Here is a 22,584-nt window from a genome sequence, read left to right on the forward strand (position 1 = left end):
ATAAATCATTAATTGAGCTTAGGGCCTAAGAAGACAGCTCCATAAGTATTTTGACTCGGTTCTTGGCTCTAAGGCTCTGAATGGCAACTATTTGATCTGAAAATTATTAACAGTGGCTATGAAAATATTCAAAGGTAATAATCACTATTTTAAGTAAAAAAAAAGAAAAAGGGTTTTGAGTATTATTTACGAGTTACTTTATTTGGATATTAGGACTATTGTATTAATCCCTAGAATAGAAAGATTGATTAATCATTTGTTTGTCGTTTTGGTATTCTCCCTTGCTTTTGTAGGTGTTGCCGAGGTGATGTACTGGTTATATAAAAAAGAATATCTTAGGGCCAAAGCTAAATATCTAAGAGAATTAATAGATCAAAAAAATGATTTAAGTAGTTTAAATGAACCTTTTTATACATGCGTATATGAGAAATGGAACTCCGGAGAAATGCCTTTAACAGAGGCTAATACAATGTGTAGCTTAAAGTTTGAACAGAATTAGTGATCTCTTTACGAATTTTTTAATAATCTGATTACTATAATTTAAAGATTGAATTAGATTTCCATTGTAAAAATATTTTATGACTAATAATTTTATCATTAGTAAATATTTTAGGTACGTAATAATAGCTTTCTTTGTTGTTGTTGTATGTATTAATATTTTTCTGTTGGATGTTAATAGTATTAGTGATTTCTTTTATGACATTGTTAGCGGTTTAAATTCGAATAACTTTTTTAGCTTAATATTAATATTCTTATTATTTTTATTAAGATCCATTAGTATAATAATACCAGTTTTACCTGGAACAATATTTTCCGCTGCTGCTGGATTTCAGTTTGGCTTTACGCAGGGGCTAGTTATTATATTTTTTGCAGATTTTTTCTCTTGTTCAATATCATTTCTACTTGCTAGAAAATTAGGAAGAAATTACATTAGTAGATTACTTGGTTCAAGACAAATGCGAAAAGTCGAAAGCATTAGTCAAGATTATCTGGAAAATAATTATTTCCTTATGACAGCTCTTTTGATGTCAGGGTTCTTTGATTTTGTTTGCTATGCAATTGGACTAACGAAAATTACATGGAAAAGGTTTATGCCTGCTTTGATTTTTAGCATAATAATCTCAGATTCACCTTTTGTTGCTAGTGGTTTTGCCGCAAGAAAAATCAAAGATATTGGATTAAAAAATTTCTTACAAAAAATATTGAATGGAGAATTAGATATGATTTCTGGTAATTACCTTTTTTTATTCTTAATATCTTTTTTAATAATTTTCACCTTGGCAATGATAAATTTATATTTCAATAAAAGATCTAATATTATTAAGTAATTTAAAAGTTTGCAAAAAAAAACCCTTAAAAATTAAGGGCAAATAGAAATTGTAATTGTATCTAGCTTTGGTATAACTTACCTCGATATGTAAGTTGTACATGCTGCTTTTCTACAATTGCTTTATGCTGGTTGTACTTAAGACCTCTGTAGGTTAAAGACATTTTTTATCTCCGAAATATGCTCAAGTCCCCGTTCCTTGGCTTGAGTCAAACTGCGGCTCATCATTGGATGAGTTGAACGTTTTTGGTAGTTGTTGCTACAGATTTACTATAAACAGAATATTGTTTTGTCGATGTTCATCTTGTTACAAAAAGCTGATTGTCTTTGCTGAAGCAAAACTTTTTAATCCTTATGATCTGTGACAGTTTAAAAACTTTACTTCTAATTGCTCTTTTTACTGTAAATCAGCTTATTTTTGTTTTGTGAGGAGTAGAGATCCTCAGCAGTGGAAACAAGGAAACACTTGCGCCTGATCTCACAAAAAAACCGCCTTGTTCTGAACGGGCGGTTTTTTTGTGCCTATTAATATTTCTCGTAACCAATATTATTTTCTGAATTAGTAATAAAGAGAATCAGTTGAAATACTAGGTTTGCAGGTAATGAAATTTTTTTAAGCAGCAAAAGAGTCATACCCTGATTCACATTGAACTTCTCCGTCTTTTTAATCATGTCTTCTATCCCAAAAGAGAGTCAGTTTGTCGAATCAATTGTTTGCGCATTTCAGCAATAAATGCATAAGTAGGATTTACTTCCTTTGGGTAATTAGGAATTTTTTTTGATGCAGACTCTTTGTGGATTTGAGTGAAAAAGGAAAGCAGAGAAACCACTCACACAATCCGTTCTATAAATAAAGACACGGACTCAAGGTTGATGAATCATTAGGGCCCCTCTCTTAATGCAATTTTTAATTAGTTAAATCAGTCTCCTTCGGCGAGAATATCTCCTGAATTAGATTGATTTCCAAACCCTTATGGGTTGATTATTCGTGAAGTCATCAACTAAAGCATCTGCCATGCTAGTAAAAAGTTTAGAAAACCATTGACTATTAGCAATGATTGTTGTCCAAATCTTGGCTCTTTTTTTAATCATAAAGATACCTCGTAAGTAGCAAGGGAATGTTTGATTGCCCCCTTCGAGGCCATTACCCCAGAGATAGAAGTGTTTTGACTCCTGATCTTGCTTCACGCCTCTTGAATGGAAATTCATAGTGGTGAGAACATCAAGGTATTTCTACAGTTGGGTTCTCTGTATAGATATTTTTGGTTTGTAGGAGTAGAAATAAATCAAGACACTATTAGGAGGACAAGCCATGTCATGCGGTAATCCTTTTAAACATGCAATCGAAGACGTAAAGGAAACATTCTCTAAATCTTGTGGGGTTCCTATCCAAGGGAACGATTGGTGCAATCTGGTTTCTAATTATGAAACTGATTTTGATGAGGTCGATTACGAGAATGAATGCGTGCAGTTTGGTAACTGCTCAATGGACTACTAAAAAACATTGAACTAACCGGATGTGTGATCATGCAAGCGACTCGTAGTTTCAGGTCCAATGGGTCTAATACTCTTTCATCAATCTTTCTTTGGCTATCTATCCTATTGATTTCCTTTGAAATGCTTCCACATCTAATTCCTTATTACTTTCAGTTGAAATATTGAGTTAATAACAACGATTTTCGATCTTTTAAAATTGATTATCAGAAAGCACAAAGATTATTAGGTCGCTGATTAAACAGGAATTTGTTCTCATGTTCACTTTGTCCAGATTTGCTGGAAATGAATTAGGCGTACTAGTACTTACTTGCCAGTAGATGGTTGGGTTATTCAAGGTGGAAAGTTCAGTTAAATACATTAGTGCTGAACTCAAAGGGGGTTACCAAAATCTCACCCACCCCCTTTTTTTATCGCGACCTCTTTGCTTGACTATCTAGGCAGGGATAGTATATTTGTATTAGTTAAATCCTCGTCGTAAGCGGCAAAGAAGCCATCATTGAGGAGGAGGTTTCTTTGTCATTTTAATTAAGAAATGAACCAACCAATAAAAGAAGCATTGTCGACTCCAGCAGGATGGTTAGTCGCTCCTGCAAGAGATTTTTGTTTGTTCTTTATTCGTGATCCGAAATCGGTCATGGTTACACCGACTGTCTTAACTCAACTTTGGTATTGCACGGAAAAAGGTATCCCAACCCAATTGAAAAACACAAGAAGACTGGATTATGAATCCGCTTATGAAACTTGGAATGAACTGCTGTCTAATGATTGGGAGTTAGTGGAGAATCAGATAAATGATGCTGTCGCTTAATCAGGTGTTTAATCTCATGTTTCTTTAATACATATTTGTTAGAAATGAATTAGGAGTTCTAGCACTTCCGTTCCATTGGGTCGAAGTTAGAAAGTCGGGGTGAAATGTTCATTTGGATACAAAAGTGCTGAACTCAAAGGGGGTGACCATAATCTCACCCCCTTCTTTAATGCAATTTTTGTCGGGAACATTTGTATTCTTGTCTGGAACAAATCGGGAATATTTAGTTTTCAGTTTTTGATTTATCCTGAAAGTTCCTGCTAAGTATTTTTTCGCAAATCCTCATTATTCGCAGTGCATCAGCATTTAAAAAGAGACCCTTTGAGGTCTCTTTTTTGCGGTTGAATCTCTTTGATGTCCCTCCGACGATGCCCTCGTCGGGACTTGAACCCGAGACCTCTCCCTTACCAAGGGAGTGCTCTACCGCTGAGCTACAAGGGCTTGTGGAAAGATGGGCCGGGTTGGATTTGAACCAACGTAGGCGTAGCCAGCGGATTTACAGTCCGCCCCCATTAACCACTCGGGCACCGACCCGATCCACGTCATGAGATTAACAGTAAATGGTGCCACTTTTCTCGAATTTGTTGGTCCTTTGAGGTTGTAATGGATACGATCATGAAAGATGTTTAATTCCTAAGGAGTATGGATCTTTTACTTGTTAATGGTCCTAATTTAAATCTTCTTGGAAAAAGGGAACCATCTTTATATGGATCGCAAACTTTAGAAGACATTCAGGAAGAGTTATTGAATTTAGCTAGTGAGCTTGATGCAAAGCTCAAATTCTTTCAGAGTAATTCAGAGGGCGAGATGATTGATTGCATTCAGAATTGTGTTGGTTCAATTGATGGAATTTTAATTAACGCAGGTGCTTATACACATACCTCTATTGCTCTTAGAGATGCTTTGTTAGGAGTTTCTATTCCTTATGTAGAAGTACATTTAAGTAATATTTATTCTAGGGAAGAATTTCGACATAAATCATTCCTTTCAGATAAAGCAGTGGGTTTAGTTTGTGGCTTTGGAGCAAATAGTTATCAACTTGCTTTGGAGGGGATAGTTTCTTATTTAAAGCAAGCCTGAGGAACTTATGGATAATTCAAAATCTCAAGTTTTTGGGCAATCAAAGATTCGCTGGCTAGTAAATAAAACTACTGAAGATTGGGTAGATCTTGCAATTTCTAATCCAATGGAAATACTTTTGGACCATGCGCATTGTGAGAGAAAGGCTGCTGGAGTGGCGTTGCAACTTATGTTTCGTTATGTAAGTGAACCTGGGCTTTCAGAGGTCTTAAGCCCTTTAGCAAGAGAGGAGCTTGAACATTTTGAGAGGGTTTTGTCTATTTTGAAGTCGCGTGGAAAAAAACTTCAAAAATTAGCCTCACCTCCTTATGGAACAATTCTGGCAAAAAATATTTCTAAAGATGAACCATTTCGAATGTTGGATAGTTTTCTAGTCGCGGGCCTTATTGAGGCAAGGAGTCATGAAAGAATGAAATTATTGTCTATACATTCTACTGATATTGAACTTCGTAATTTATATGCCGACTTACTAAAAAGCGAGGCTAGGCATTTTGGAATTTATTGGAAGTTGGCAGATGAACGTTTTGATCGAAATCTTCTTACTTCTAGGTTAGAAGAATTAGCTAAGGTTGAATCTGATGCTTTATTGGAAATGCATCATGAACCAAGAATGCATAGTTAATTATCTCTTTTAAGTAGACAAATGTTACTCAACTAAATGAAAGTTTTGACTATTACTGGCGTAGGCCCAGGTGATCCTTCTTTATTAACTTTGGCAGCAGTTGATGCCATTCAAGAATCAACTGTTGTTTCTTATCCTGTCTCGACTTGGGGAGGAGAGAGTCTTGCTGCAAAAATTGCTTCAAAATGGATAACCAAAGATAAAAAAAAATTACCTTTACATTTCCCCATGGTTGACGATCAGAACACTTTACAAAGTGCATGGCGAGTCGCTGGGGATGAATTAATGAAGATGGTTGAGAAAGGTGAAAGAGTTATTTTTCTTGCTCAAGGAGATATCTCGATTTTTTCGACAGGGTCGTATCTTTCAAAGGAGTTAGAAAAATATCATCCAGAGTGCGTTGTTAACTTGATTCCAGGTGTTACATCTTTTTCTGCAGCTGCCGCGAAAAGTAGATTACCACTTGCTTTTAAAGAGGAACAATTACTTGTTTTGCCCGTTCCAGACTCATCTGAGGAGTTGAAGGTTGTTTTGTCTAATGCGGCGTCTAAGAAAAGGGTAGTTGTTTTGCTAAAACTTGGTAAAAAATGGGAATGGGTCAAACCTTTGCTTCAAGAACTTGATCTAATAAAAAAGTCTATATTCGCAGAAAGAATAGGATTTTCAGCTCAACAAATTCTTAGGGCATCTGATCTACCCGCAGGGACTAGGCCATATTTTTCTTTACTGTTGATTAGACAAAGTTGGCCGTTGATAATGCCCTAAAACTTTTTAGTTGAATTTCATTAGTTCGTCTTCGAGTAGTTTTATTGCGTCTTTTGGAGTGCTTGCTCTAACTAATTTGTGGCGAAGAGTAGAGGCGCCTTCAAAACCTCTACAAGTCCAATTCATATGTTTCCTAGCAATCAAAAGTCCATGAGTACCTTTCTTTGAAACAAGTAATTTTAGGTGTTCTAAAGATAAGCTTACTTTCATCTTTGCGTCAGGTGGTTCAAAAGTTTTTTGTTTTTTAATTTCTTCATCAATTTGCCCAACTAGCCATGGGGCACCCATGCTTGCCCTGCCTATCATCACCCCATCGGCATTAGTAATATTTAGGCATTCAATAGCATCTCGAGAGTTTTTAATATCACCATTAGCAATGACAGGGATATCTAATGACTTTTTGATTTTTGAAATAGCTTCCCAGTTTGCATTCCCAGAGAATCCTTGCCTTCTCGTTCGCCCATGAACAGTTATCAGTTGTGCTCCAGCCTCCTGTAGCCCTAAAGCAAAAGATACTGGATTACTTGTGGTCTCACACCACCCCAACCTTATTTTTACTGTTACTGGAATTGATATCGCCTTGGAAACCTTTTTGACAATTAATTGAGCAAGTTCTGGTTCTTTTAATAGAGCACTGCCGCCTCCTTTCCTGGCAATTTTTTTTACTGGGCAACCCATATTGATATCTATAAGAAATGCACCAGATGATTCGGCTTGGATTGCAGCTTCTATCATTGAATTTGGCCTATGGTCAAAAAGTTGAACACCAATGGGTCCACTCTCTTCTGAAAGCTCAATTACCTTCTCTTTTCCATGACCTAATTCAAGACTTTTTGCATTTACCATTTCGGTAAAAAGTAAAGCTTTTGGAGACCATCTGCGAACAAATTTCCTGAATATTTGATCGCTTACGCCTGCTAGTGGGGACTGAATAATGGGACATTCCAAAGATCTAGAAGTACCATTTCCTGCTAAAAAAATCGGAGATAACTCTTTCATCTTTAAAGTAATCTTGGATTTATATCAGTTTTTACAAAAAAACAAAGTTTTATTTGCTTCGCCGGTTTCAGAAAATAAGCAAAAAATACTTAATGATGCTTGTAAGGAAATTGGTACTTGCAGAAAAGCTATCAAAACCAGAAGGATTGTTTTTAAAGATGGTTTGCTAGTAAATGAATCCCTTTTCCTTTGGGTCAATCTTTTTAGGGAAGTTTGATTTCTAAATTTCATTTTGGAATCGAACTCTTTGCTCATACTTGTAGTATGAAGAATGAATCTTGATTTTGACCTATAAAGGGTAAATAATCTTATGAAAGGTAGAGAAATTTGGCGCTACCAATAGTTGCAATAATTGGACGCCCAAATGTTGGGAAATCTACATTGGTGAATCGCTTATGTCAGAGCAGAGAAGCCATTGTTCATGATGAACCAGGTGTAACTAGAGACCGAACTTATCAAAATGGATTTTGGAGGGATAGAGATTTCAAAGTTGTAGATACTGGAGGCCTGGTTTTTGACGACGATAGTGAGTTCCTTCCTGAAATTAGAGAGCAGGCTAATCTTGCACTTGAAGAGGCAGTGGTTGCATTAGTCATTGTTGATGGCCAGGAGGGAGTTACTACCGCAGATGAATCGATTGCTGAATTTTTAAGGTCTCATTCTTGTAAAACACTCGTGGTGGTCAATAAATGTGAATCTCCCGAACAAGGGTTAGCGATGGCAGCTGAATTTTGGAAGCTTGGTCTTGGTGAGCCCTATCCAATTTCTGCTATACATGGAGTAGGTACAGGCGACCTGCTTGATAATGTAGTCAATTTGTTTCCCTCTAAAGATTTAGATGAAGTTAGTGATTCTCCTGTCCAATTAGCAATTATTGGGAGACCAAATGTAGGCAAGTCAAGTCTTCTTAATTCTATTTGTGGAGAGACAAGGGCAATTGTTAGTTCTATTAGGGGTACAACTCGAGATACGATTGATACTCGAATTACTAATAAGGGTAAGGAATGGAAATTAGTTGATACGGCGGGTATACGTAGACGTAGAAGTGTTAATTATGGCCCAGAATTTTTTGGTATTAATCGCAGTTTTAAGGCAATAGAAAGAAGTGATGTCTGTGTGTTGGTTATAGATGCTTTGGATGGCGTCACAGAACAAGATCAAAGGCTTGCAGGTAGAATTGAGCAGGAAGGAAGAGCTTGTTTGATTGTTATTAATAAATGGGATGCTGTAGAAAAAGATAGTCACACAATGTCTGCAATGGAAAAAGACATTCGTTCAAAACTATACTTTCTCGACTGGGCTGAGATGATCTTTACATCTGCGCTTACGGGACAAAGAGTAGATGGAATTTTTGCATTAGCTACTTTGGCAGTTGATCAGAGTAGAAGAAGGGTAACCACATCAGTTGTTAACGAGGTACTGACTGAGGCATTGAAATGGAGAAGTCCTCCTACAACGAGAGGTGGAAAGCAAGGGCGTCTTTATTACGGTACTCAAGTGGCTATTAATCCTCCAAGTTTTACTCTGTTTGTGAATGAACCTAAATTGTTTGGGGAAACATATCGAAGATATATTGAGAGACAAATTAGAGAGGGTCTTGGTTTTGAAGGGACTCCTATAAAATTGTTTTGGAGAGGGAAGCAGCAACGCGATGCCGAAAAAGATTTGGCACGCCAACAGAAAGGGGGGCGAAATTAGTAACTATTTATGGATTGGCTAAAAAAGATTCCAATTGGTCAATATGTCTCTGGCAAATCTAGCTGGCTTCGTGGTATTGATCCTAGAATCAAACTCTCTTGGATCCTGTTGTTTTTGTTGACTCCAATCTTAGCTAACTCCATGTGGAGAATTTCAACGGCTTTTGTTCTTTTATTAATTACATTTCTTAGTTTGCTTCCTCCACGTATTTGGTGGCGATCTCTACTCTTTTTATTAGCTTTCTCTTTGCTTATTGGCTCCTTATCTATTGTTTTACCTGCTAGTGAATCATCATTTGCATTGCCCATAAGAGCACCTGATGAAATACCTGGAGCAATTGTTTTGACTCGATCATGGGAGATTTTTAGGTTGGGACCATTTAACTTCGGAGGGATTTCATTAGGACCATTAGTTGTCGATCGTCGCTCTGCAGAATTAGGTATTAAAACTTCGACCTTGATTTTTACTGTTATTCACAGTGTGAATTTGATGTTAATTACAACACCTCCTGAAGACCTTGTGTGGGCAATAAGGTGGTTTTTTTCTCCTTTAGCATTATTGGGATTTCCCTTGGAAAAAATATCATTTCAACTGCTTTTGGCTTTACGCTTTTTACCTTTAGTTCAAGAGGAGTTCCAAAATCTCTTTCGTTCAATTGCTGTGAGGGCAATTGAATTTAGAAAATTGGGACTCAAAAGTTCATTGGGTTTATTTATTACTTTAGGGGAAAGACTTTTATCAAATATCTTGCTTAGGGCTGAACAGGGGGCTGATTCTTTAATGTTAAGAGAGGGGCTGTGGCTATCATCACAACAATTAAGACCTAGTATTATTGGTAATCCTAAACATTTGTGGATTAATTTAAATTCGATTCTTTTGCTTTTGATAGCTATTATCTTACGTTGTCTGTATGGTACGTCTTAATTAAAAAAAATCAGATTTGAACGCTGAACGCTATCTAAATCACCCAACTTTTGGAATGCTATATCTAGTCTCACCAGCAAGTAATGGTAGAGATGTATATGCAACATTATATGCACAGAAAATATTTTTCTTAGTTACTTTGCAACCACGGGGAGCAACTTTTGAAGTTATTCCATATATGGATGCTCGACATCATTCTGAAATGAATTTGTCTAGATGTAAGAGAGAAAAATCCTCAGATATGGATGTTTGGCAAGAATTATTTAATCAAACTTTTATGTGACTAGATTTTGATTGACTCTAATGAATTTAAGATAATTAAAGACTATTTGCCCATAGGGGTAAATTTACTTGCTGTAAGTAAGGGCCATCATCATAAATCGATACGTAAACTTTCTAGTTATGGTCAGTTGGATTTTGGAGAAAGTCGCTTGCAAGAAGCTATTCCAAAAAAAATCGATCTGAATGATCTAAAGCAACTTCGATGGCATTTTGTTGGGAGATTGCAGAAAAATAAAGTTAGGGGAGTTGTAAAAGAATTTGACTTTATTCATTCTGTTGATTCTTTGCCTTTGCTTGAACGAATCTCTAGAATTTCACAGGAAGAGCAAAAAACTCCGAATATATTTTTACAAGTTAAATTTCAAAATGACCCCCACAAGGGTGGATTTATAAAACAAGAGCTTATGAAAAGTTGGTCCAATATTATTTCTCTTGAAAATATTAATTTGGTAGGACTAATGACAATTCCACCAATAGCTCTCAATTTATATCAAAGAAAAGATTTATTTTCTGAATGTAGAAACTTTGCAAATTATTTGGGATTAAAGGATTGCTCAATGGGAATGAGCAATGATTGGCAAGAGGCTATTGAAGGTGGTGCTACATGGATTAGATTAGGATCTCTTTTATTTGGCAAACGTCAAGCTTAGATGATTGTCAAAGATATGAAAAAACTAATAAAAAAGCTTGCCCCTTAAGATAAGGAACGTTATTTAAGTATATGGTTCATACTTCATGTCATTGAAGATGTATCGATCGTTGGCTTGTCCAACCTTTAACAAATCATCCCGAGAGGATTAACTGGTGTCGCTTATTTCCCGTCTTCGTGCTGTCGTCGCTGGCGATGACTTTTTAGATAGTGATTTTGATGAGCTCGATTACGATACAAGTGATGACTTTGAGAATTTCAATAGAGGCAATAAAGAAGGAAGTGGAGAGATGGCAACTATCTCTCAGACCAATCCTTTTGATGGAAGGAGTGGTTTTAAATCTTCAAATGTTATTGGTATGCCTGGGATCTCAACAAATGATTCTGAAGTTAGTTTGATGGAACCTCGTAGCTTTGATGAAATGCCAAGAGTGATCCAAGCTTTACGGGAGCGTAAAACAGTTATTTTAAATCTCACCATGATGGAGCCTGATCAGGCTCAAAGAGCAGTTGATTTTGTTGCAGGTGGGACTTTTGCTATTGATGGACATCAAGAAAGAGTTGGAGAAAGTATTTTCCTTTTTGCACCTTCTTGCGTAACTGTGACTAATTCATTTCAAGAGGAAGCCTCCCCTTCAAGTATGAGTAGTCAAGGTAATGATTTGATTTCCAAGGGAACCTCTCCTGCTCCAGAGCCGGCTTGGGGGGAGACTGTAGCTACAGCTCTTTGAATGATTAAATAGCTTGGAAATTTCTATTGGGATAATTGGCCTTGGCAGTATGGCGAAGGCTATTGTTTCACCTCTTTTGGAAAGAGGTGAATATCATCCTCAACATGTTTTAGGAATTGTTGGTAGTAGCTCAAGTATTAAATCTGCATTGAATGATCTTCCCAAGGAAATAAAAGTTGTATCTAGTGAAGATTCTTCCTCCAGAGAAGTATGGAAAGCTCCTTTGAAAATATTGGCTGTAAAACCTCAACAATTCAGCAAAATTAAAGAATCTGTCTCATCATTTCAATCGAGTGATCAGTTCCCTAAACCATTAATAATTTCAGTTTTAGCTGGAATAACCTTAAAAAGTCTTAAGAAATCTTTCCCTGGACACACGTGTGTAAGAGCAGTGCCAAACACCCCTTCTCTTGTTGGCCAGGGTCTTACTGGTTTGGCTTGGGATGATGACATAACTTTGGATCAAAAGAAAGTTGTTAGAAAGATTTTTGAACCCATTAGTGAACTGTACGAATTAGAAGAGCAAAAGCTTGATTCTTTTTTGGCTTTAACTTCTTCAGGACCTGCATATATAGCTTTAGTGGTTGAAGCAATGGCTGATGGGGCTGTTGCCGCAGGATTGCCACGACATTTATCTAATCAATTAGCTCACAAAACACTTTCAGGTACAGCAACGCTTCTTAGAGAAAAGAGCTTGCATCCTGCTGAACTTAAAGATATGGTTGCTTCTCCTGCGGGTACCACAATTAGTGCTCTTCGACACCTTGAACTTGCGGGGTTGAGATCCGCCTTAATTGAAGCAGTTGTTTTGGCAGCTCAGAAGAGTCGTCAATTGGCTGAGGATGTTTCGAGTTAGATGACTTGAGTACGTTTGCATATAGAGTTTCAAGTGAGTCAATATTTTGTTGAAGTGTATATTTTTCTTCTACTCTCAAACGTGCACGTCTACCTAATTCGTGGGTAAGTACTGGTTGATCTCGTAAAACAGGTAAAAGGGTCCTTAATTGTGAAGTGACCCCCTCAGTGTTAAGTATTATTCCTGCTCCATTCTTAAGCACTTCACCATCTGCTCCAGCATCTGTTGCGACACATGCTGTTCCAGTTGCCATGGCTTCGAGTAAGGCGATAGATAATCCCTCTACCAGGCTTGGAAGTAAAAAAACCTCAGCGATTTGAAGAAGAGCGACTCTTTTATTTTGATCGGCTTCGTATCCCCACCAAACCACATTATCTTCTTTATTAAAGATTGAATGATTTTCTAGTGTTGGCCTCAATGGTCCATCTCCTACTATTACTAGTTGACATCCTTTTGGCTGGACAAATCTCCATGCACGCAGTAAAGCTTCAACATTTTTTTCTGAAGCTATTCGACCCATATAGATAAATATTCTTTCAGAACCTAGCTTTTCCCTTATTTCAAGTTGAAGCTCATTTTGTGAATTATTTGGTTTAAGGGGACTCCATTTCTTTATGTCAATTCCATTAGGGATTACTTCGAGTCGACTCTCTTTTACTCCTAGTTTTGCAAGAACCTCGGCTTGTAAATCTGAAAAAACAATTACTTTGTCATATTTAGCTAATGATGGTGCATAAAGTTGGTATGTAAGTTGCTGTGTATTGGCTGTAAGATTTCTAAGTTTTGAATCGAAAGCAGGGTGAAAAGTTGCGATCAAAGGTAAATTAAGTTGATGGCAAAGCTCAGGTAATCGGAAATCTAATGGAGAGAGAGTCAGACTTGCATGAACTAAATCAGGTTTAAGTCTTGAGAGAGATTCTCTAAGCTCTCTTTGAGCATTTAAAGAAGGGATTGTATAAACCTGAGATTTAATTAAATAAGGAAGACTCACATCAGGATCATTGGCTAGTAGGGAAGTTTTATTATTCCCATCTCTCATTGGGTTATCAAAGTGAATAAAACTTGTTTGATATCCTCTTTCTTTAAGCTCTTCCGTTGTGCTAAGTCCATAACAGACGTTCCCGCAAAATGGTGTTTTTTTGCCTAGCCAGGCGATATGGGTCAAACTCTAAAAAAATCGGTATTTCAAACTAGCAGCTACCCTATATTTCTTTTCAAACTATTGTTAATAGTTAAATAATTTATAAATAAGATTTTCTAATAAAAATTAAAATATAAGGCACTACTTGGTATTTAGATCATTACTAATTATTACTTCTCTCATCATTTGAAGAGATGTAATTTTTTTTTGTAAATGAGTTTCAATCCAGGTTTCAACAATTCTTAGTAGTTTTAACCAGACATTCTTAGGACCTAATAATTTCCCATTACTGTGAAAAGGCACTTTTTCAAGTAATAGTCTCTGGAGTAAAGCAAGTTCAGATGGATTCAGCTCTGAGCTTGAATTGACTATTTTTCCAATAGCAAAACCTTCTTCAGGGATAAAGCTGCACTTCCAGTTCCATTCGCCAATAGGGGGTATCAGCCTGGCACCAGAATGACAACAGTTTTGAAGTGGTAAGCAATATCCACCTAGAGCCAATAAATGAACACACGATTGAACGCTTATTGCTAAAGCTTCTAATGAATCAAATTCAGTTTTATGTAAGTCATTTAGTCTATTTAAATGGATTAAAACCAATTTAAGTAAATCTTTTTGAGGATCTTCGTTCCCAACCATAATCATAATTAGCTCTGAAATAGCTTGTGCTGCTGAGAGTGTTTCGATGTTTTTTCCAAGATTCCCATAACTTTTAAGAATCTTTATTTGTGTAACTCGCCTAAGATTTTTTTTTCCGACTATGTGTAAGTCTAAAAAATTAAAAGGTGATGTTGCTCCAAGTCTACTTTTGGGTTTTCTTGCTCCTGGTATGGCAAGACGAGATATTCCATTTTCTTCACTAAGTATGGTTAATAGCCTGTCATTTTCACCTAGAGGTCCAATTTTTAAAGACAGTCCTTTCATTCTTTGATTTAAACTCATTATTTCTTTTCCTTTTGTTCTTGGGTAATCTCAAAACCAAAACTTGTCCCTATATATGTAGATCCTGCTTCAATCATTTCTATTGCTTGATCAAAAGTTTTAATACCACCAACAGTTTTAATTGAGCAGCGATTTTTAACAATCTTACAGACATGATTAGTTTGATCTTTTGAGGCAGATGGCCCAAAACCATTACCTATTTGAATTCCAATTGCGCCCGCATCAATTAAGGCATCAATTGCCAAGGAAAGTTTTGATAAGTCTAAGAGTATATTTGCATCAATTATTACTCTTACTGGAATACCAAGTTCACTTATTTGATTTATTTCCTCAGCAAATAGTTCTATTTTTCCTTCTTTTAATGCAAAATAATTTGGAACAAGATCTAACTCTTCTGCTCCTTTCTCTATTGCATACTCGGCTTCTTTTCGTTTGTTAGAAGTTGGGATAAACCCAAAAGGGAAGGCGATTACTGAGATTAATTTTGTACTACTTTTGCTTCCTAACCTTTCACGTGCAATTGATAGATTGGAAAGACTAGTACATAAACCTGCAAAGCCAGTTTGCTTAGATGCATCACAAACTTGAACAATCTTTTCTTTATCAAAATGAGGATTTAGGACTGCTTGATAAATCACACTAGCAATATTGGCATGAGCTTCTTCCAATCTGTTTTTACTCATTTGGCTAGTACTATTTAAATTTTTTCCTGGATTACGCCATATCCTCCATGATTTCTCTTGTATATAACTCGCAAAGCTGACCCTTCTTCCTCTCTAAATAAATAGAAATCATGATCAATCAAGTCTAATTGGACTCTTGCTTGCTCAATAGTCATCGGAGTCATCTCAAAATATTTGCGTCTTACTCCTGGGCTAGGTAGATGTGGTTCTTTACCTTCAATGAGAGAATGATCCGAGGAAGAAAAATTTTGAGTTTCTTCGTTTTGGACTGATTTCGTTGACTGATTATTATGAGGATTATGACTGTTATGTCGCTCTTTGTACTTACGTAATTGTCGTGCAAGTTTATTTGCTACTAAGTCGATGCTTGCATATAGATTTTCACTTCTTTCTTGGGCTCTTATCACTGTTCCATTTGCAAAAACAGTCACCTCAGCTGTCTGTTGTGGCACGCGAGGATTTCGAGCGACTGAGAGGTGGACATCAGCTTCTTGGACCATTTCTTGGAAGTTGTGAGTTGCTTTATCAATTTTTGTTTTGGTGTAATCACGAAGTGATGGAGTTAATTCAAGATTGCGTCCATGGATAAGAAGCTTCATTCTGTTTCGCCTGAATCAGGGCCTAATAGCAACTTAGATCTAACCCCTCAACTTGCACAATCTTCTTCCGCTTTTCTTTTTGAACCTAAAAATATTGTGCCATTTGAGACTGCCTTAGGTTGGCAGAAGAATTTTCAAAAAAGCCTTATTGAGGAACCGTTCTCACCCCAAGCAGTATGGCTTCTTGAACATTTTTCTTGTTTCACAATGGGTAGAGGTAGCGATAAAAAAAATTTGTTGTTCGAAGAAAATAAATCTCCTTTACCAGTTTTTAGTATTGAGAGAGGAGGTGAAGTCACGCACCACATGCCTGGGCAGATCGTTGGATATCTGGTTTTAAATTTAAGTCTGCACAAAAAAGATTTATCTTGGTATTTGAGACAATTGGAACAGGTTCTGATTGATGTTCTTTACTTGTTGGGAATCGAGGGGAAGAGGTGCGATGGCTTAACAGGAGTTTGGTGTGAAGAAAAAAAGGTTGGATCAATCGGAATTGGTTGCAAGAGGTGGGTGACTCAACATGGATTCTCACTAAATGTAGATTGTGATCTTATTGGTTTTGAGAATATAATTCCTTGTGGACTGGATAAAGTTAAATTAGGTAAATTGAGTGATTGGATACCTGGCATCAAAGTCTGTGACGTTAAACCTCTTTTAAGGGAATCTGTGAAAAGACGTTTTAAATTGAACTGGGAAAACATATAAATTGACCTTTAAGCTTTACTAAAAAAAATAAAAAATTATTTTTTTGGATATGACAAAAACTAACTCACAAAAAAATATATTAGCTTTTAAAGATGCTTTAGCTTTTTGGATCCCAAATAGTAAAGAAGAAAAGGCAATTAATAGAAGATCTCATCTTGAGAAGATCACTCAAGTTGATGAGATTTGGGAACTATTAAAAGTTCAGTTGGGCAATGTATTAGCAGTTGATTCACCACATACTTTCCACCCAGAAAGATTTACATATGAAGAACTTGCTGAAAATATTTCTAAGGCAGCATCTTCCTTTGCTCATATCGGGATAGGACCTGATGATGTGGTCGCTCTTTTTGCAGAAAATAGTCCTAGATGGCTCATTGCCGATCAAGGACTTATGCGAATAGGTGCAGCAGACTCTGTTAGAGGTGCGACTGCTCCTCCAAGTGAGCTTAGATATATTCTTGAGGATTCAAATGCGGTTGGACTGATTGTTCAAAACTCAGATGTCTGGGACAAACTTGCGCTTAATGATGATCAAATAAAAAATTTGAAATTTGTTCTTCAACTTGAGGGTAAAGCTTGTGAAGGCGTTTTTGAATGGGAGGGTTTTTTGAAGACAGGGTTGAATACAGAAGAATATGTAAGTAAACGGGAGAAAATAATTGAGAGGAAACCAACAAGAATAGCAACCATTTTATATACTTCTGGAACGACAGGTAAACCAAAGGGCGTTCCACTAACACATTCTAATTTATTGCATCAAATTAGGTCTCTCGCCTGCGTAGCAAACCCTTCTCCTGGTGCGCCAGTTTTAAGCGTTTTACCAATTTGGCATTCATATGAACGTAGTGCAGAATATTATTTTTTTTCTTGTGGTTGTACTCAAAGTTATACATCAATAAGGTATCTAAAAGAAGATTTGCCAAGGGTTAAGCCAATTGTAATGGCAACAGTTCCAAGGCTTTGGGAGTCAATAAAGTTAGGCTTTGATGACGCTGTTGATAAAATGCCAATGCTGAGAAAGACTTTGATAAAAGTTGCGATTTCTAACAGTAAGGCATATAAATTGGCACGACGAAAATTTTATTCTTTAACTATAAATAGTGTTTCTAGTTTAGAACAAACCATCTCTCTGATAGAGATTCTTATACGGTACCCAATCCATAGAATTTCTTCTATTTACTTATGGCCAAAAATCCTTACCAAGATTTGTGGAGGAAGATTGAGATTCCCGATTAGTGGTGGAGGTGCAATTGCTCCGCATATTGATTCTTTCTTTGAAGCTTTAGGTGTTGAATTATTGGTTGGTTATGGCTTGACGGAGACTAGTCCAGTCCTCACATGTAGAAGACCTTGGAGAAATATACGTGGAGGTGCAGGCCAACCTTTACCAGAGACTGAGATAAAGATTGTAGATCCAGAAACATTCCAAATCAAAAAGCTGCTTCAAAAAGGTTTGGTTCTTGCTCGTGGTCCTCAAATAATGGCTGGTTATTTAGGAAAACGATCAGAATCGAAGAAGGTTTTAGATGCTGATGGCTGGTTTAATACTGGAGATTTAGGGATGTTGCTTGCTGATGGATCCTTAATCCTGACTGGAAGAGCAAAAGATACGATTGTGCTAAGTAGTGGAGAAAATATTGAGCCTGGTCCTCTAGAGGAATGCTTGATTGCAAGTCCATTGATTGAACAAGCTTTGCTACTGGGTCAAGATCAAAAACATCTTTCTGCTTTGATTGTTCCAAGAATTGATCACGTAAAAGCATGGCAGGCAGAAAGAGGTGTGAATTCACAAGTTGTTCTTGGACTATCCCCTGAAAATCATGAATTAAGACAATCTCTAAGATTGGAAATGAATAAAGTTCTTGCAAATCGTTTTGCATCTCGAAGAGAAGAGAGATTATTTGAAATTGCTTTAGTAGAGCCATTTACAATAGAAAATGGCTTGTTAACGCAAACTCTTAAGCAAAAACGTGAAAAAATTATTCAACGTGATTTTAAACTTATAGATGAAATATATGGTTTGTAATTTGTTTGTTTGGCCAATTAAATTGACCAATACTCTCTTTTACTGAGAGCCTATGGATCTAATCATGATTTATTGATCAGGTGGACTCAATTTCTATAAAACGTTCAATAACGGTAAGAGCAGTTGTAACACCTTCATGGAAAGAGGAGGCTGAGCGCGAATTAAGTAATGCAATTTCAGCAATAGATCAGCAACTTGGTGAATTAGAAAAAGAAGGACAACAAATTGTTGATGGTATTAGACGTCAGAGCTCTAATCCCCTTGATCCAAGAGTTCAAGAGCAAGTAGCTCAAGTTCAGAATCAAGTGGCTTCTAAGAGATCAGAATTTGAAGAACAAAAAAGAAATCTTCTGTTACAGCAATCTCAAGTTCGTGAGTTAGAGATGGAACAAATCGTCGAGCAAGGACAAATTGACAGTTTTTGTGATTTAAAAGTTGGTGATAACTTAGTCAGTAAAATGGGTGTGAGTATTTTGGTAAGAGATGGAGTTGTAGAGGCAATTGATCAAGTTTGAAATCGGGTCGAACTACAATTTATCCAATAAAGAATTTTTGAAATTAAGAAGAAATCCACACAAAAAAAACTATCGTTGTAAGGACACTCATGTAGAACTAACATTGGTATGTATTGATACTTGCAAAGCTTCTAGATAGAAAATTTTGAAGCCTTGCTACAAACTCTCCATAAAAGAAATAGGAACAAATTATGGCCACTCATGACATTTTTATGCCTGCTTTAAGTTCAACAATGACTGAGGGCAAAATAGTTGAGTGGCTAAAAAAACCTGGAGATAAAGTTGAGAGAGGCGAGTCGGTTTTAGTTGTTGAGTCAGATAAAGCTGATATGGATGTTGAGTCTTTCCAAGATGGCTTTCTTGCATCGATTGTGATGCCTGCTGGAAGCTCTGCACCTGTTGGAGAGACAATTGGATTGATTGTTGAGACAGCAGATGAGATCGCAGCGGCTCAAGCCAATGCACCTTCTCCTTCCCCCCAACCATCTAGTCAAGAAAAAGAGAGTTCATCGACTCAAGTTCAAGAAAAACAAGCCTCTGTTGACTCTCCTAAAGCAACAGTAATTACAAATACATCTCCTGCACCTCTTGTTTCAGAATCCTCTGTAAATCAGGATCAGTTTTTAAATGATGGTCGAATAGTCGCTTCCCCAAGAGCTAAAAAACTTGCTTCTCAAATGGGAGTAGATTTGGCAACTGTTAGGGGCTCAGGACCTCATGGACGGATACAAGCTGAGGATGTTCAAAGTGCAAAAGGGCAACCCATAAGCGTTCCTTGGATTGCTGAAAGTAATGCTCCAGCGAAAATTGTTTCTGATGTGCCTCCCATAGAAAAAAAATCTGTTGACTCTGAGAAGCCACCTGCTCAAGGAAAAAGTTTTGGATCCAGAGGGGAAACAATTGCATTCAATACTCTTCAACAAGCTGTAAATCGGAACATGGAGGAAAGTTTAAATACTCCTTGTTTCAGAGTCGGATATTCAATTCTTACTGATGAATTAGATGATCTTTATAAACAAGTTAAACCTAATGGAGTAACTATGACTGCTTTACTTGCTAAAGCAGTTGGCTTAACCCTCGCTAGACACCCCCAGGTGAATGCAGCTTTTAGTTCTGAGGGGATTGCCTATCCTTCACAAATAAATGTAGCCGTTGCAGTTGCGATGGAGGACGGAGGATTGATAACTCCAGTGCTTCAAAATGCTGACAAGACCAGTCTTGCTGATTTATCCCTGCAATGGGCTGATCTTGTTAAGCGTGCGAGGAATAAGCAATTAGAACCTCAAGAATATAGCAGTGGAACGTTTACACTCTCGAATCTAGGTATGTTTGGTGTGGATCGTTTTGATGCAATTCTGCCCCCAGGGACTGGAGCAATTTTAGCGGTAGGGGCTTCTTTGTCTAAAGTTGTTGCTTCTAAAGATGGTTCGATTTCAATCAAAAAACAGATGCAAGTAAATCTTACCGCTGATCACAGAGTGATCTATGGGGCTGATGGAGCACTATTCCTGAAGGATTTGGCATACTTAATCGAAAAGAACCCTTATAGTCTCTCGTCTTGAGATTTAATTAGTCGAACAACAAGTGATTTTTTCTTACTTTAATCTGATTTAATGTGTTAGATCATAAAGATAATCTTTTAAGCTCATATAACTATGATTTACCAAATGACTTAATTGCTCAATCACCTACCAAGAGTAGGCATGATGCCAAATTGATGATTATTAAAGATGGCCTAGATGATTCTTTAAACCTTGTGCATGCAAAGGTTTGGGACATAAAGGATATCTTGAAGACTGGTGATCTTTTAGTTGTTAATAATACGCGAGTTGTTAAAGCAAGATTGCAAATTCGATTGTCAGGAGGAGGTTTAGGCGAATTATTGCTAATGGAGCCGAGGGGTAATGGCCGATGGCTTTGTCTTGGTCGTCCTGCTAGACGTATGAGAGGAGGTGATCAATTATGGTTAGATACGTCACCAGATAATTCTTTAACCTTAAAAGTTATTGATAAGGATGAGAGAACAGGCGGAAGAATTATTCAATTTTCAAATGAGTTTACTAGTTGGATGGAAATTGAAAATTTACTTGATTTATGTGGAGAAGTACCATTGCCTCCTTATATAGATAAAGACAAATCTAGTGGTCATGAGGAAAGCTATCAGACTAGATTTGCTTCGAAACCAGGAGCTATAGCTGCTCCCACGGCGGGCTTACATCTAAGTGATGAACTTATAGAAATTTTAAAAATCAGAGGTATTAGAATTGCACAAATCACTTTGCATGTCGGCTTAGGAACTTTTAGACCATTAGAGAAAGAAGATCTATCTCAGTTGCATTTACATAGTGAGTGGGTAGAGGTTACTGAAGAGACCACCAAAGCGATAACTAATTGTAAGGAGGATGGGGGAAAAGTCTTTGCTGTTGGCACTACAAGTGTGAGAGCCCTTGAGGCTGCTTACCTTTCAGGGAAAGGAACTTTGAAGCCGTATGAGGGCAAAGTAGATTTGGTAATTAAACCAGGATTTAAATTTTCCGTCATTGATGGATTGCTCACTAATTTCCACCTACCTAAAAGTTCCCTATTACTTTTAGTTAGCGCTCTAATTGGTCGAAAACGTTTGTTGAAACTTTATAAACATGCTATTTCTAACAAATATCGATTTTTTTCTTATGGAGACGCGATGTTGATAACGCCGGAGTCAGTTATATAAAGTCAAAAGTCAAGCTAATGATGGTTCTTTGATAACGCCTGTAGGAACATTCTCAAACATTACGGATGAGATATATCTTTCGGCAAGGTCAGGTAGAACTACAACGATTGTCTTTCCAGAGAACTCTTCTTTTTCGGCCAGTCTTAAAGCCACAGCTGCAGCGGCACCACATGAGATGCCTACTAGTAGACCCTCTTCTTGCGCCAAACGTAATGCCATTGCGATAGACTCATCATTAGAGATTTGCTCAACTTTATCAACTACAGATAAGTCAAGATTTTTAGGAATGAACCCAGCTCCAATACCTTGGATTTTGTGAGGGCCGGGCTTTATTTCTTCTCCATTAAGAGTTTGTGTTATCACTGGACTATGAGTAGGCTCTACGGCAACAGATAATAATGAATGATTTTTTTCTTGCTTTATGTAACGAGAAACACCTGTGATTGTTCCACCTGTGCCGACTCCAGAAACTAAAACATCAATTTTGCCATCAGTATCATCCCAAATTTCAGGACCTGTTGTCTTGAAATGTATTTCTGGATTCGCTGGATTATCAAATTGTCCTGGCATGAAGTATTTTTTAGGGTCACTATCTGCGATTTCTTTCGCTTTTGCTATTGCACCAGGCATGCCTTTTGCTGCTTCAGTAAGTATTAATTCAGCGCCGAGAACAGCCATCATTCTCCGACGTTCAATTGACATGGACTCAGGCATCGTGAGGATTAACTTATAACCTCGAGCAGCAGCTGTATAAGCAAGTGCTATTCCTGTGTTTCCAGATGTTGGTTCAATAATAACTTTTTCTTTATTGAGTAAACCTTTCTTCTCAGCATCCCAGATCATATTTGCTCCAATTCTGCATTTAACGCTGTAGGCAGGGTTACGACCCTCTATTTTTGCGAGTACTGTTGCTTTTGCGTTTTTTGTAATCGAATTAAGCTTGACCAATGGTGTACGACCAATAGCAAAACTATTGTCTTCATAGATTCTGGACATTTTTAAATGACTTAATTAGCTAATAC

General features: G+C 37.0%; 27 protein-coding genes and 2 tRNA genes. 19 read left to right on the forward strand and 10 right to left on the reverse strand.

All coding sequences use genetic code 11. The features are described from left to right. The first annotated feature begins 175 nt into the window (after positions 1-175). Both O5637_RS09695 and O5637_RS09700 read left to right on the forward strand, forming a co-directional pair. Complete coding sequence (locus O5637_RS09695; protein ID WP_269604555.1) at positions 176-499, forward strand: hypothetical protein; 324 nt, start codon at positions 176-178, stop codon at positions 497-499. Between the two features lie 79 nt (positions 500-578). Beyond that, positions 579-1,328 (forward strand): TVP38/TMEM64 family protein, encoded by a 750-nt coding sequence (locus O5637_RS09700; RefSeq protein ID WP_269604557.1) that lies wholly within the window; start codon positions 579-581, stop codon positions 1,326-1,328. Positions 1,329-1,389: 61 nt separating this feature from the next. Here the strand turns inward: O5637_RS09700 and O5637_RS10810 are convergent, their stop codons facing one another. After that, positions 1,390-1,491, reverse strand: a complete 102-nt coding sequence (locus O5637_RS10810) for a DUF4278 domain-containing protein (RefSeq protein ID WP_420063712.1) — start codon at positions 1,489-1,491, stop codon at positions 1,390-1,392. A 787-nt stretch (positions 1,492-2,278) separates the two neighbouring features. Continuing rightward, complete coding sequence (locus O5637_RS09705) at positions 2,279-2,419, reverse strand: hypothetical protein (protein ID WP_269604558.1); 141 nt, start codon at positions 2,417-2,419, stop codon at positions 2,279-2,281. Between the two features lie 220 nt (positions 2,420-2,639). Here O5637_RS09705 and O5637_RS09710 point away from each other — a divergent pair, with 220 nt between their 5' ends. Together O5637_RS09710 and O5637_RS09715 are read left to right on the forward strand one after the other, a co-directional pair. Continuing rightward, complete coding sequence (locus O5637_RS09710) at positions 2,640-2,825, forward strand: hypothetical protein (protein ID WP_269604560.1); 186 nt, start codon at positions 2,640-2,642, stop codon at positions 2,823-2,825. 531 nt (positions 2,826-3,356) lie between these two features. After that, positions 3,357-3,632, forward strand: a complete 276-nt coding sequence (locus O5637_RS09715) for a DUF1651 domain-containing protein (protein WP_269604562.1) — start codon at positions 3,357-3,359, stop codon at positions 3,630-3,632. 369 nt (positions 3,633-4,001) lie between these two features. On the opposite strand, the gene O5637_RS09720 is transcribed toward O5637_RS09715, so the two are convergent. Then, positions 4,002-4,073, reverse strand: a tRNA-Thr gene (locus O5637_RS09720). 11 nt (positions 4,074-4,084) lie between these two features. Further along, positions 4,085-4,166: transfer RNA gene (locus tag O5637_RS09725), tRNA-Tyr, on the reverse strand. Positions 4,167-4,274: 108 nt separating this feature from the next. Here O5637_RS09725 and aroQ point away from each other — a divergent pair. Genes aroQ through cobI form a run of 3 tightly spaced genes read left to right on the forward strand, consistent with a single transcriptional unit; the run spans position 4,275 to position 6,099 of the window. Then, positions 4,275-4,712, forward strand: a complete 438-nt coding sequence (gene aroQ / locus O5637_RS09730; RefSeq protein WP_269604564.1) for a type II 3-dehydroquinate dehydratase — start codon at positions 4,275-4,277, stop codon at positions 4,710-4,712. A 7-nt stretch (positions 4,713-4,719) separates the two neighbouring features. Continuing rightward, positions 4,720-5,334: a tRNA-(ms[2]io[6]A)-hydroxylase gene (locus O5637_RS09735; RefSeq protein ID WP_269604566.1), complete on the forward strand. Its 615-nt coding sequence runs from the start codon at positions 4,720-4,722 to the stop codon at positions 5,332-5,334. A 36-nt stretch (positions 5,335-5,370) separates the two neighbouring features. Then, on the forward strand, positions 5,371-6,099 hold the full coding sequence (cobI, locus tag O5637_RS09740; protein WP_269604567.1) for a precorrin-2 C(20)-methyltransferase: 729 nt from the start codon (positions 5,371-5,373) through the stop codon (positions 6,097-6,099). 6 nt (positions 6,100-6,105) lie between these two features. Here cobI and dusB read toward each other — a convergent pair whose 3' ends face one another. Beyond that, the gene (gene dusB, locus O5637_RS09745; protein WP_269604568.1) at positions 6,106-7,098 is read right to left on the reverse strand and encodes a tRNA dihydrouridine synthase DusB; all 993 of its coding nucleotides are present in this window, start codon (positions 7,096-7,098) and stop codon (positions 6,106-6,108) included. Between the two features lie 13 nt (positions 7,099-7,111). Between dusB and O5637_RS09750 the strand changes: the two genes are divergently transcribed. The 7 genes from O5637_RS09750 (at position 7,112) to proC (ending at position 12,238) form a co-directional block, all read left to right on the forward strand. Continuing rightward, complete coding sequence (locus O5637_RS09750) at positions 7,112-7,315, forward strand: hypothetical protein (protein WP_269604570.1); 204 nt, start codon at positions 7,112-7,114, stop codon at positions 7,313-7,315. Positions 7,316-7,425: 110 nt separating this feature from the next. Then, positions 7,426-8,796 (forward strand): ribosome biogenesis GTPase Der, encoded by a 1,371-nt coding sequence (gene der, locus O5637_RS09755; RefSeq protein WP_269604572.1) that lies wholly within the window; start codon positions 7,426-7,428, stop codon positions 8,794-8,796. Between the two features lie 9 nt (positions 8,797-8,805). Continuing rightward, positions 8,806-9,720, forward strand: a complete 915-nt coding sequence (locus tag O5637_RS09760; protein WP_269604574.1) for a CbiQ family ECF transporter T component — start codon at positions 8,806-8,808, stop codon at positions 9,718-9,720. A 16-nt stretch (positions 9,721-9,736) separates the two neighbouring features. Further along, the gene (locus tag O5637_RS09765) at positions 9,737-10,003 is read left to right on the forward strand and encodes a PipX family protein (RefSeq protein WP_269604576.1); all 267 of its coding nucleotides are present in this window, start codon (positions 9,737-9,739) and stop codon (positions 10,001-10,003) included. Between the two features lie 4 nt (positions 10,004-10,007). Continuing rightward, complete coding sequence (locus O5637_RS09770) at positions 10,008-10,652, forward strand: YggS family pyridoxal phosphate-dependent enzyme (RefSeq protein ID WP_269606978.1); 645 nt, start codon at positions 10,008-10,010, stop codon at positions 10,650-10,652. Between the two features lie 154 nt (positions 10,653-10,806). Further along, on the forward strand, positions 10,807-11,382 hold the full coding sequence (locus tag O5637_RS09775) for a cell division protein SepF (RefSeq protein ID WP_269604578.1): 576 nt from the start codon (positions 10,807-10,809) through the stop codon (positions 11,380-11,382). Between the two features lie 13 nt (positions 11,383-11,395). Next, a complete protein-coding gene (proC, locus tag O5637_RS09780) occupies positions 11,396-12,238 on the forward strand; it encodes a pyrroline-5-carboxylate reductase (protein ID WP_269604580.1) in 843 nt (280 codons plus the stop codon). On the opposite strand, the gene O5637_RS09785 is transcribed toward proC, so the two are convergent. From O5637_RS09785 to hpf, 4 genes are all read right to left on the reverse strand, one after another. Further along, the gene (locus O5637_RS09785; protein WP_269604581.1) at positions 12,129-13,403 is read right to left on the reverse strand and encodes a glycosyltransferase family 4 protein; all 1,275 of its coding nucleotides are present in this window, start codon (positions 13,401-13,403) and stop codon (positions 12,129-12,131) included. The two genes, proC and O5637_RS09785, sit on opposite strands and share 110 nt — an antisense overlap. 117 nt (positions 13,404-13,520) lie before the next feature. Beyond that, a complete protein-coding gene (gene recO / locus O5637_RS09790) occupies positions 13,521-14,321 on the reverse strand; it encodes a DNA repair protein RecO (protein WP_269604582.1) in 801 nt (266 codons plus the stop codon). Beyond that, the gene (gene deoC, locus O5637_RS09795; protein ID WP_269604584.1) at positions 14,321-15,004 is read right to left on the reverse strand and encodes a deoxyribose-phosphate aldolase; all 684 of its coding nucleotides are present in this window, start codon (positions 15,002-15,004) and stop codon (positions 14,321-14,323) included. The genes recO and deoC overlap by 1 nt, the downstream gene beginning before the upstream one ends. Positions 15,005-15,018: 14 nt before the next feature. Beyond that, positions 15,019-15,603: a ribosome hibernation-promoting factor, HPF/YfiA family gene (gene hpf / locus O5637_RS09800; RefSeq protein ID WP_269604586.1), complete on the reverse strand. Its 585-nt coding sequence runs from the start codon at positions 15,601-15,603 to the stop codon at positions 15,019-15,021. Between hpf and lipB the strand changes: the two genes are divergently transcribed. The 5 genes from lipB (at position 15,586) to queA (ending at position 21,562) form a co-directional block, all read left to right on the forward strand. Further along, entirely contained in the window at positions 15,586-16,308 is a 723-nt protein-coding gene (gene lipB, locus O5637_RS09805; protein WP_269604588.1) for a lipoyl(octanoyl) transferase LipB, read from the forward strand. The two genes, hpf and lipB, sit on opposite strands and share 18 nt — an antisense overlap. Before the next feature lie 49 nt (positions 16,309-16,357). Further along, complete coding sequence (locus O5637_RS09810; protein ID WP_269604590.1) at positions 16,358-18,334, forward strand: AMP-binding protein; 1,977 nt, start codon at positions 16,358-16,360, stop codon at positions 18,332-18,334. Between the two features lie 80 nt (positions 18,335-18,414). Continuing rightward, positions 18,415-18,849 carry a YlqD family protein gene (locus O5637_RS09815; RefSeq protein ID WP_413677368.1) on the forward strand — a complete coding sequence of 145 codons (435 nt, stop codon included), beginning with the start codon at positions 18,415-18,417 and terminating at the stop codon, positions 18,847-18,849. Between the two features lie 191 nt (positions 18,850-19,040). Next, on the forward strand, positions 19,041-20,411 hold the full coding sequence (locus O5637_RS09820) for a dihydrolipoamide acetyltransferase family protein (RefSeq protein WP_269604591.1): 1,371 nt from the start codon (positions 19,041-19,043) through the stop codon (positions 20,409-20,411). Between the two features lie 53 nt (positions 20,412-20,464). Next, entirely contained in the window at positions 20,465-21,562 is a 1,098-nt protein-coding gene (queA, locus tag O5637_RS09825) for a tRNA preQ1(34) S-adenosylmethionine ribosyltransferase-isomerase QueA (RefSeq protein ID WP_269604593.1), read from the forward strand. 9 nt (positions 21,563-21,571) lie between these two features. On the opposite strand, the gene cysK is transcribed toward queA, so the two are convergent. Continuing rightward, positions 21,572-22,558: a cysteine synthase A gene (gene cysK, locus O5637_RS09830; protein WP_269604594.1), complete on the reverse strand. Its 987-nt coding sequence runs from the start codon at positions 22,556-22,558 to the stop codon at positions 21,572-21,574. Between the last annotated feature and the right edge of the window lie 26 nt (positions 22,559-22,584).

It is taken from the genome of Prochlorococcus marinus str. MIT 0917, assembly GCF_027359575.1.
GTDB classification, from domain to species: domain Bacteria; phylum Cyanobacteriota; class Cyanobacteriia; order PCC-6307; family Cyanobiaceae; genus Prochlorococcus_B; species Prochlorococcus_B marinus_D.

Excerpts from the sequence above, each read along its gene's own strand:
- O5637_RS09700 (WP_269604557.1), top strand. The coding sequence starts at position 579 with ATGACTAATAATTTTATCATTAGTAAATATTTTAGGTACGTAATAATA.
- O5637_RS10810 (WP_420063712.1), bottom strand. The coding sequence starts at position 1,491 with ATGTCTTTAACCTACAGAGGTCTTAAGTACAACCAGCATAAAGCAATT.
- O5637_RS09705 (WP_269604558.1), bottom strand. The coding sequence starts at position 2,419 with ATGATTAAAAAAAGAGCCAAGATTTGGACAACAATCATTGCTAATAGT.
- O5637_RS09710 (WP_269604560.1), top strand. The coding sequence starts at position 2,640 with ATGTCATGCGGTAATCCTTTTAAACATGCAATCGAAGACGTAAAGGAA.
- O5637_RS09715 (WP_269604562.1), top strand. The coding sequence starts at position 3,357 with ATGAACCAACCAATAAAAGAAGCATTGTCGACTCCAGCAGGATGGTTA.
- aroQ (WP_269604564.1), top strand. The coding sequence starts at position 4,275 with ATGGATCTTTTACTTGTTAATGGTCCTAATTTAAATCTTCTTGGAAAA.
- O5637_RS09735 (WP_269604566.1), top strand. The coding sequence starts at position 4,720 with ATGGATAATTCAAAATCTCAAGTTTTTGGGCAATCAAAGATTCGCTGG.
- cobI (WP_269604567.1), top strand. The coding sequence starts at position 5,371 with ATGAAAGTTTTGACTATTACTGGCGTAGGCCCAGGTGATCCTTCTTTA.
- dusB (WP_269604568.1), bottom strand. The coding sequence starts at position 7,098 with ATGAAAGAGTTATCTCCGATTTTTTTAGCAGGAAATGGTACTTCTAGA.
- O5637_RS09760 (WP_269604574.1), top strand. The coding sequence starts at position 8,806 with ATGGATTGGCTAAAAAAGATTCCAATTGGTCAATATGTCTCTGGCAAA.
- recO (WP_269604582.1), bottom strand. The coding sequence starts at position 14,321 with ATGAGTTTAAATCAAAGAATGAAAGGACTGTCTTTAAAAATTGGACCT.
- deoC (WP_269604584.1), bottom strand. The coding sequence starts at position 15,004 with ATGAGTAAAAACAGATTGGAAGAAGCTCATGCCAATATTGCTAGTGTG.
- lipB (WP_269604588.1), top strand. The coding sequence starts at position 15,586 with ATGGATAAGAAGCTTCATTCTGTTTCGCCTGAATCAGGGCCTAATAGC.
- hpf (WP_269604586.1), bottom strand. The coding sequence starts at position 15,603 with ATGAAGCTTCTTATCCATGGACGCAATCTTGAATTAACTCCATCACTT.
- O5637_RS09810 (WP_269604590.1), top strand. The coding sequence starts at position 16,358 with ATGACAAAAACTAACTCACAAAAAAATATATTAGCTTTTAAAGATGCT.
- O5637_RS09820 (WP_269604591.1), top strand. The coding sequence starts at position 19,041 with ATGGCCACTCATGACATTTTTATGCCTGCTTTAAGTTCAACAATGACT.
- cysK (WP_269604594.1), bottom strand. The coding sequence starts at position 22,558 with ATGTCCAGAATCTATGAAGACAATAGTTTTGCTATTGGTCGTACACCA.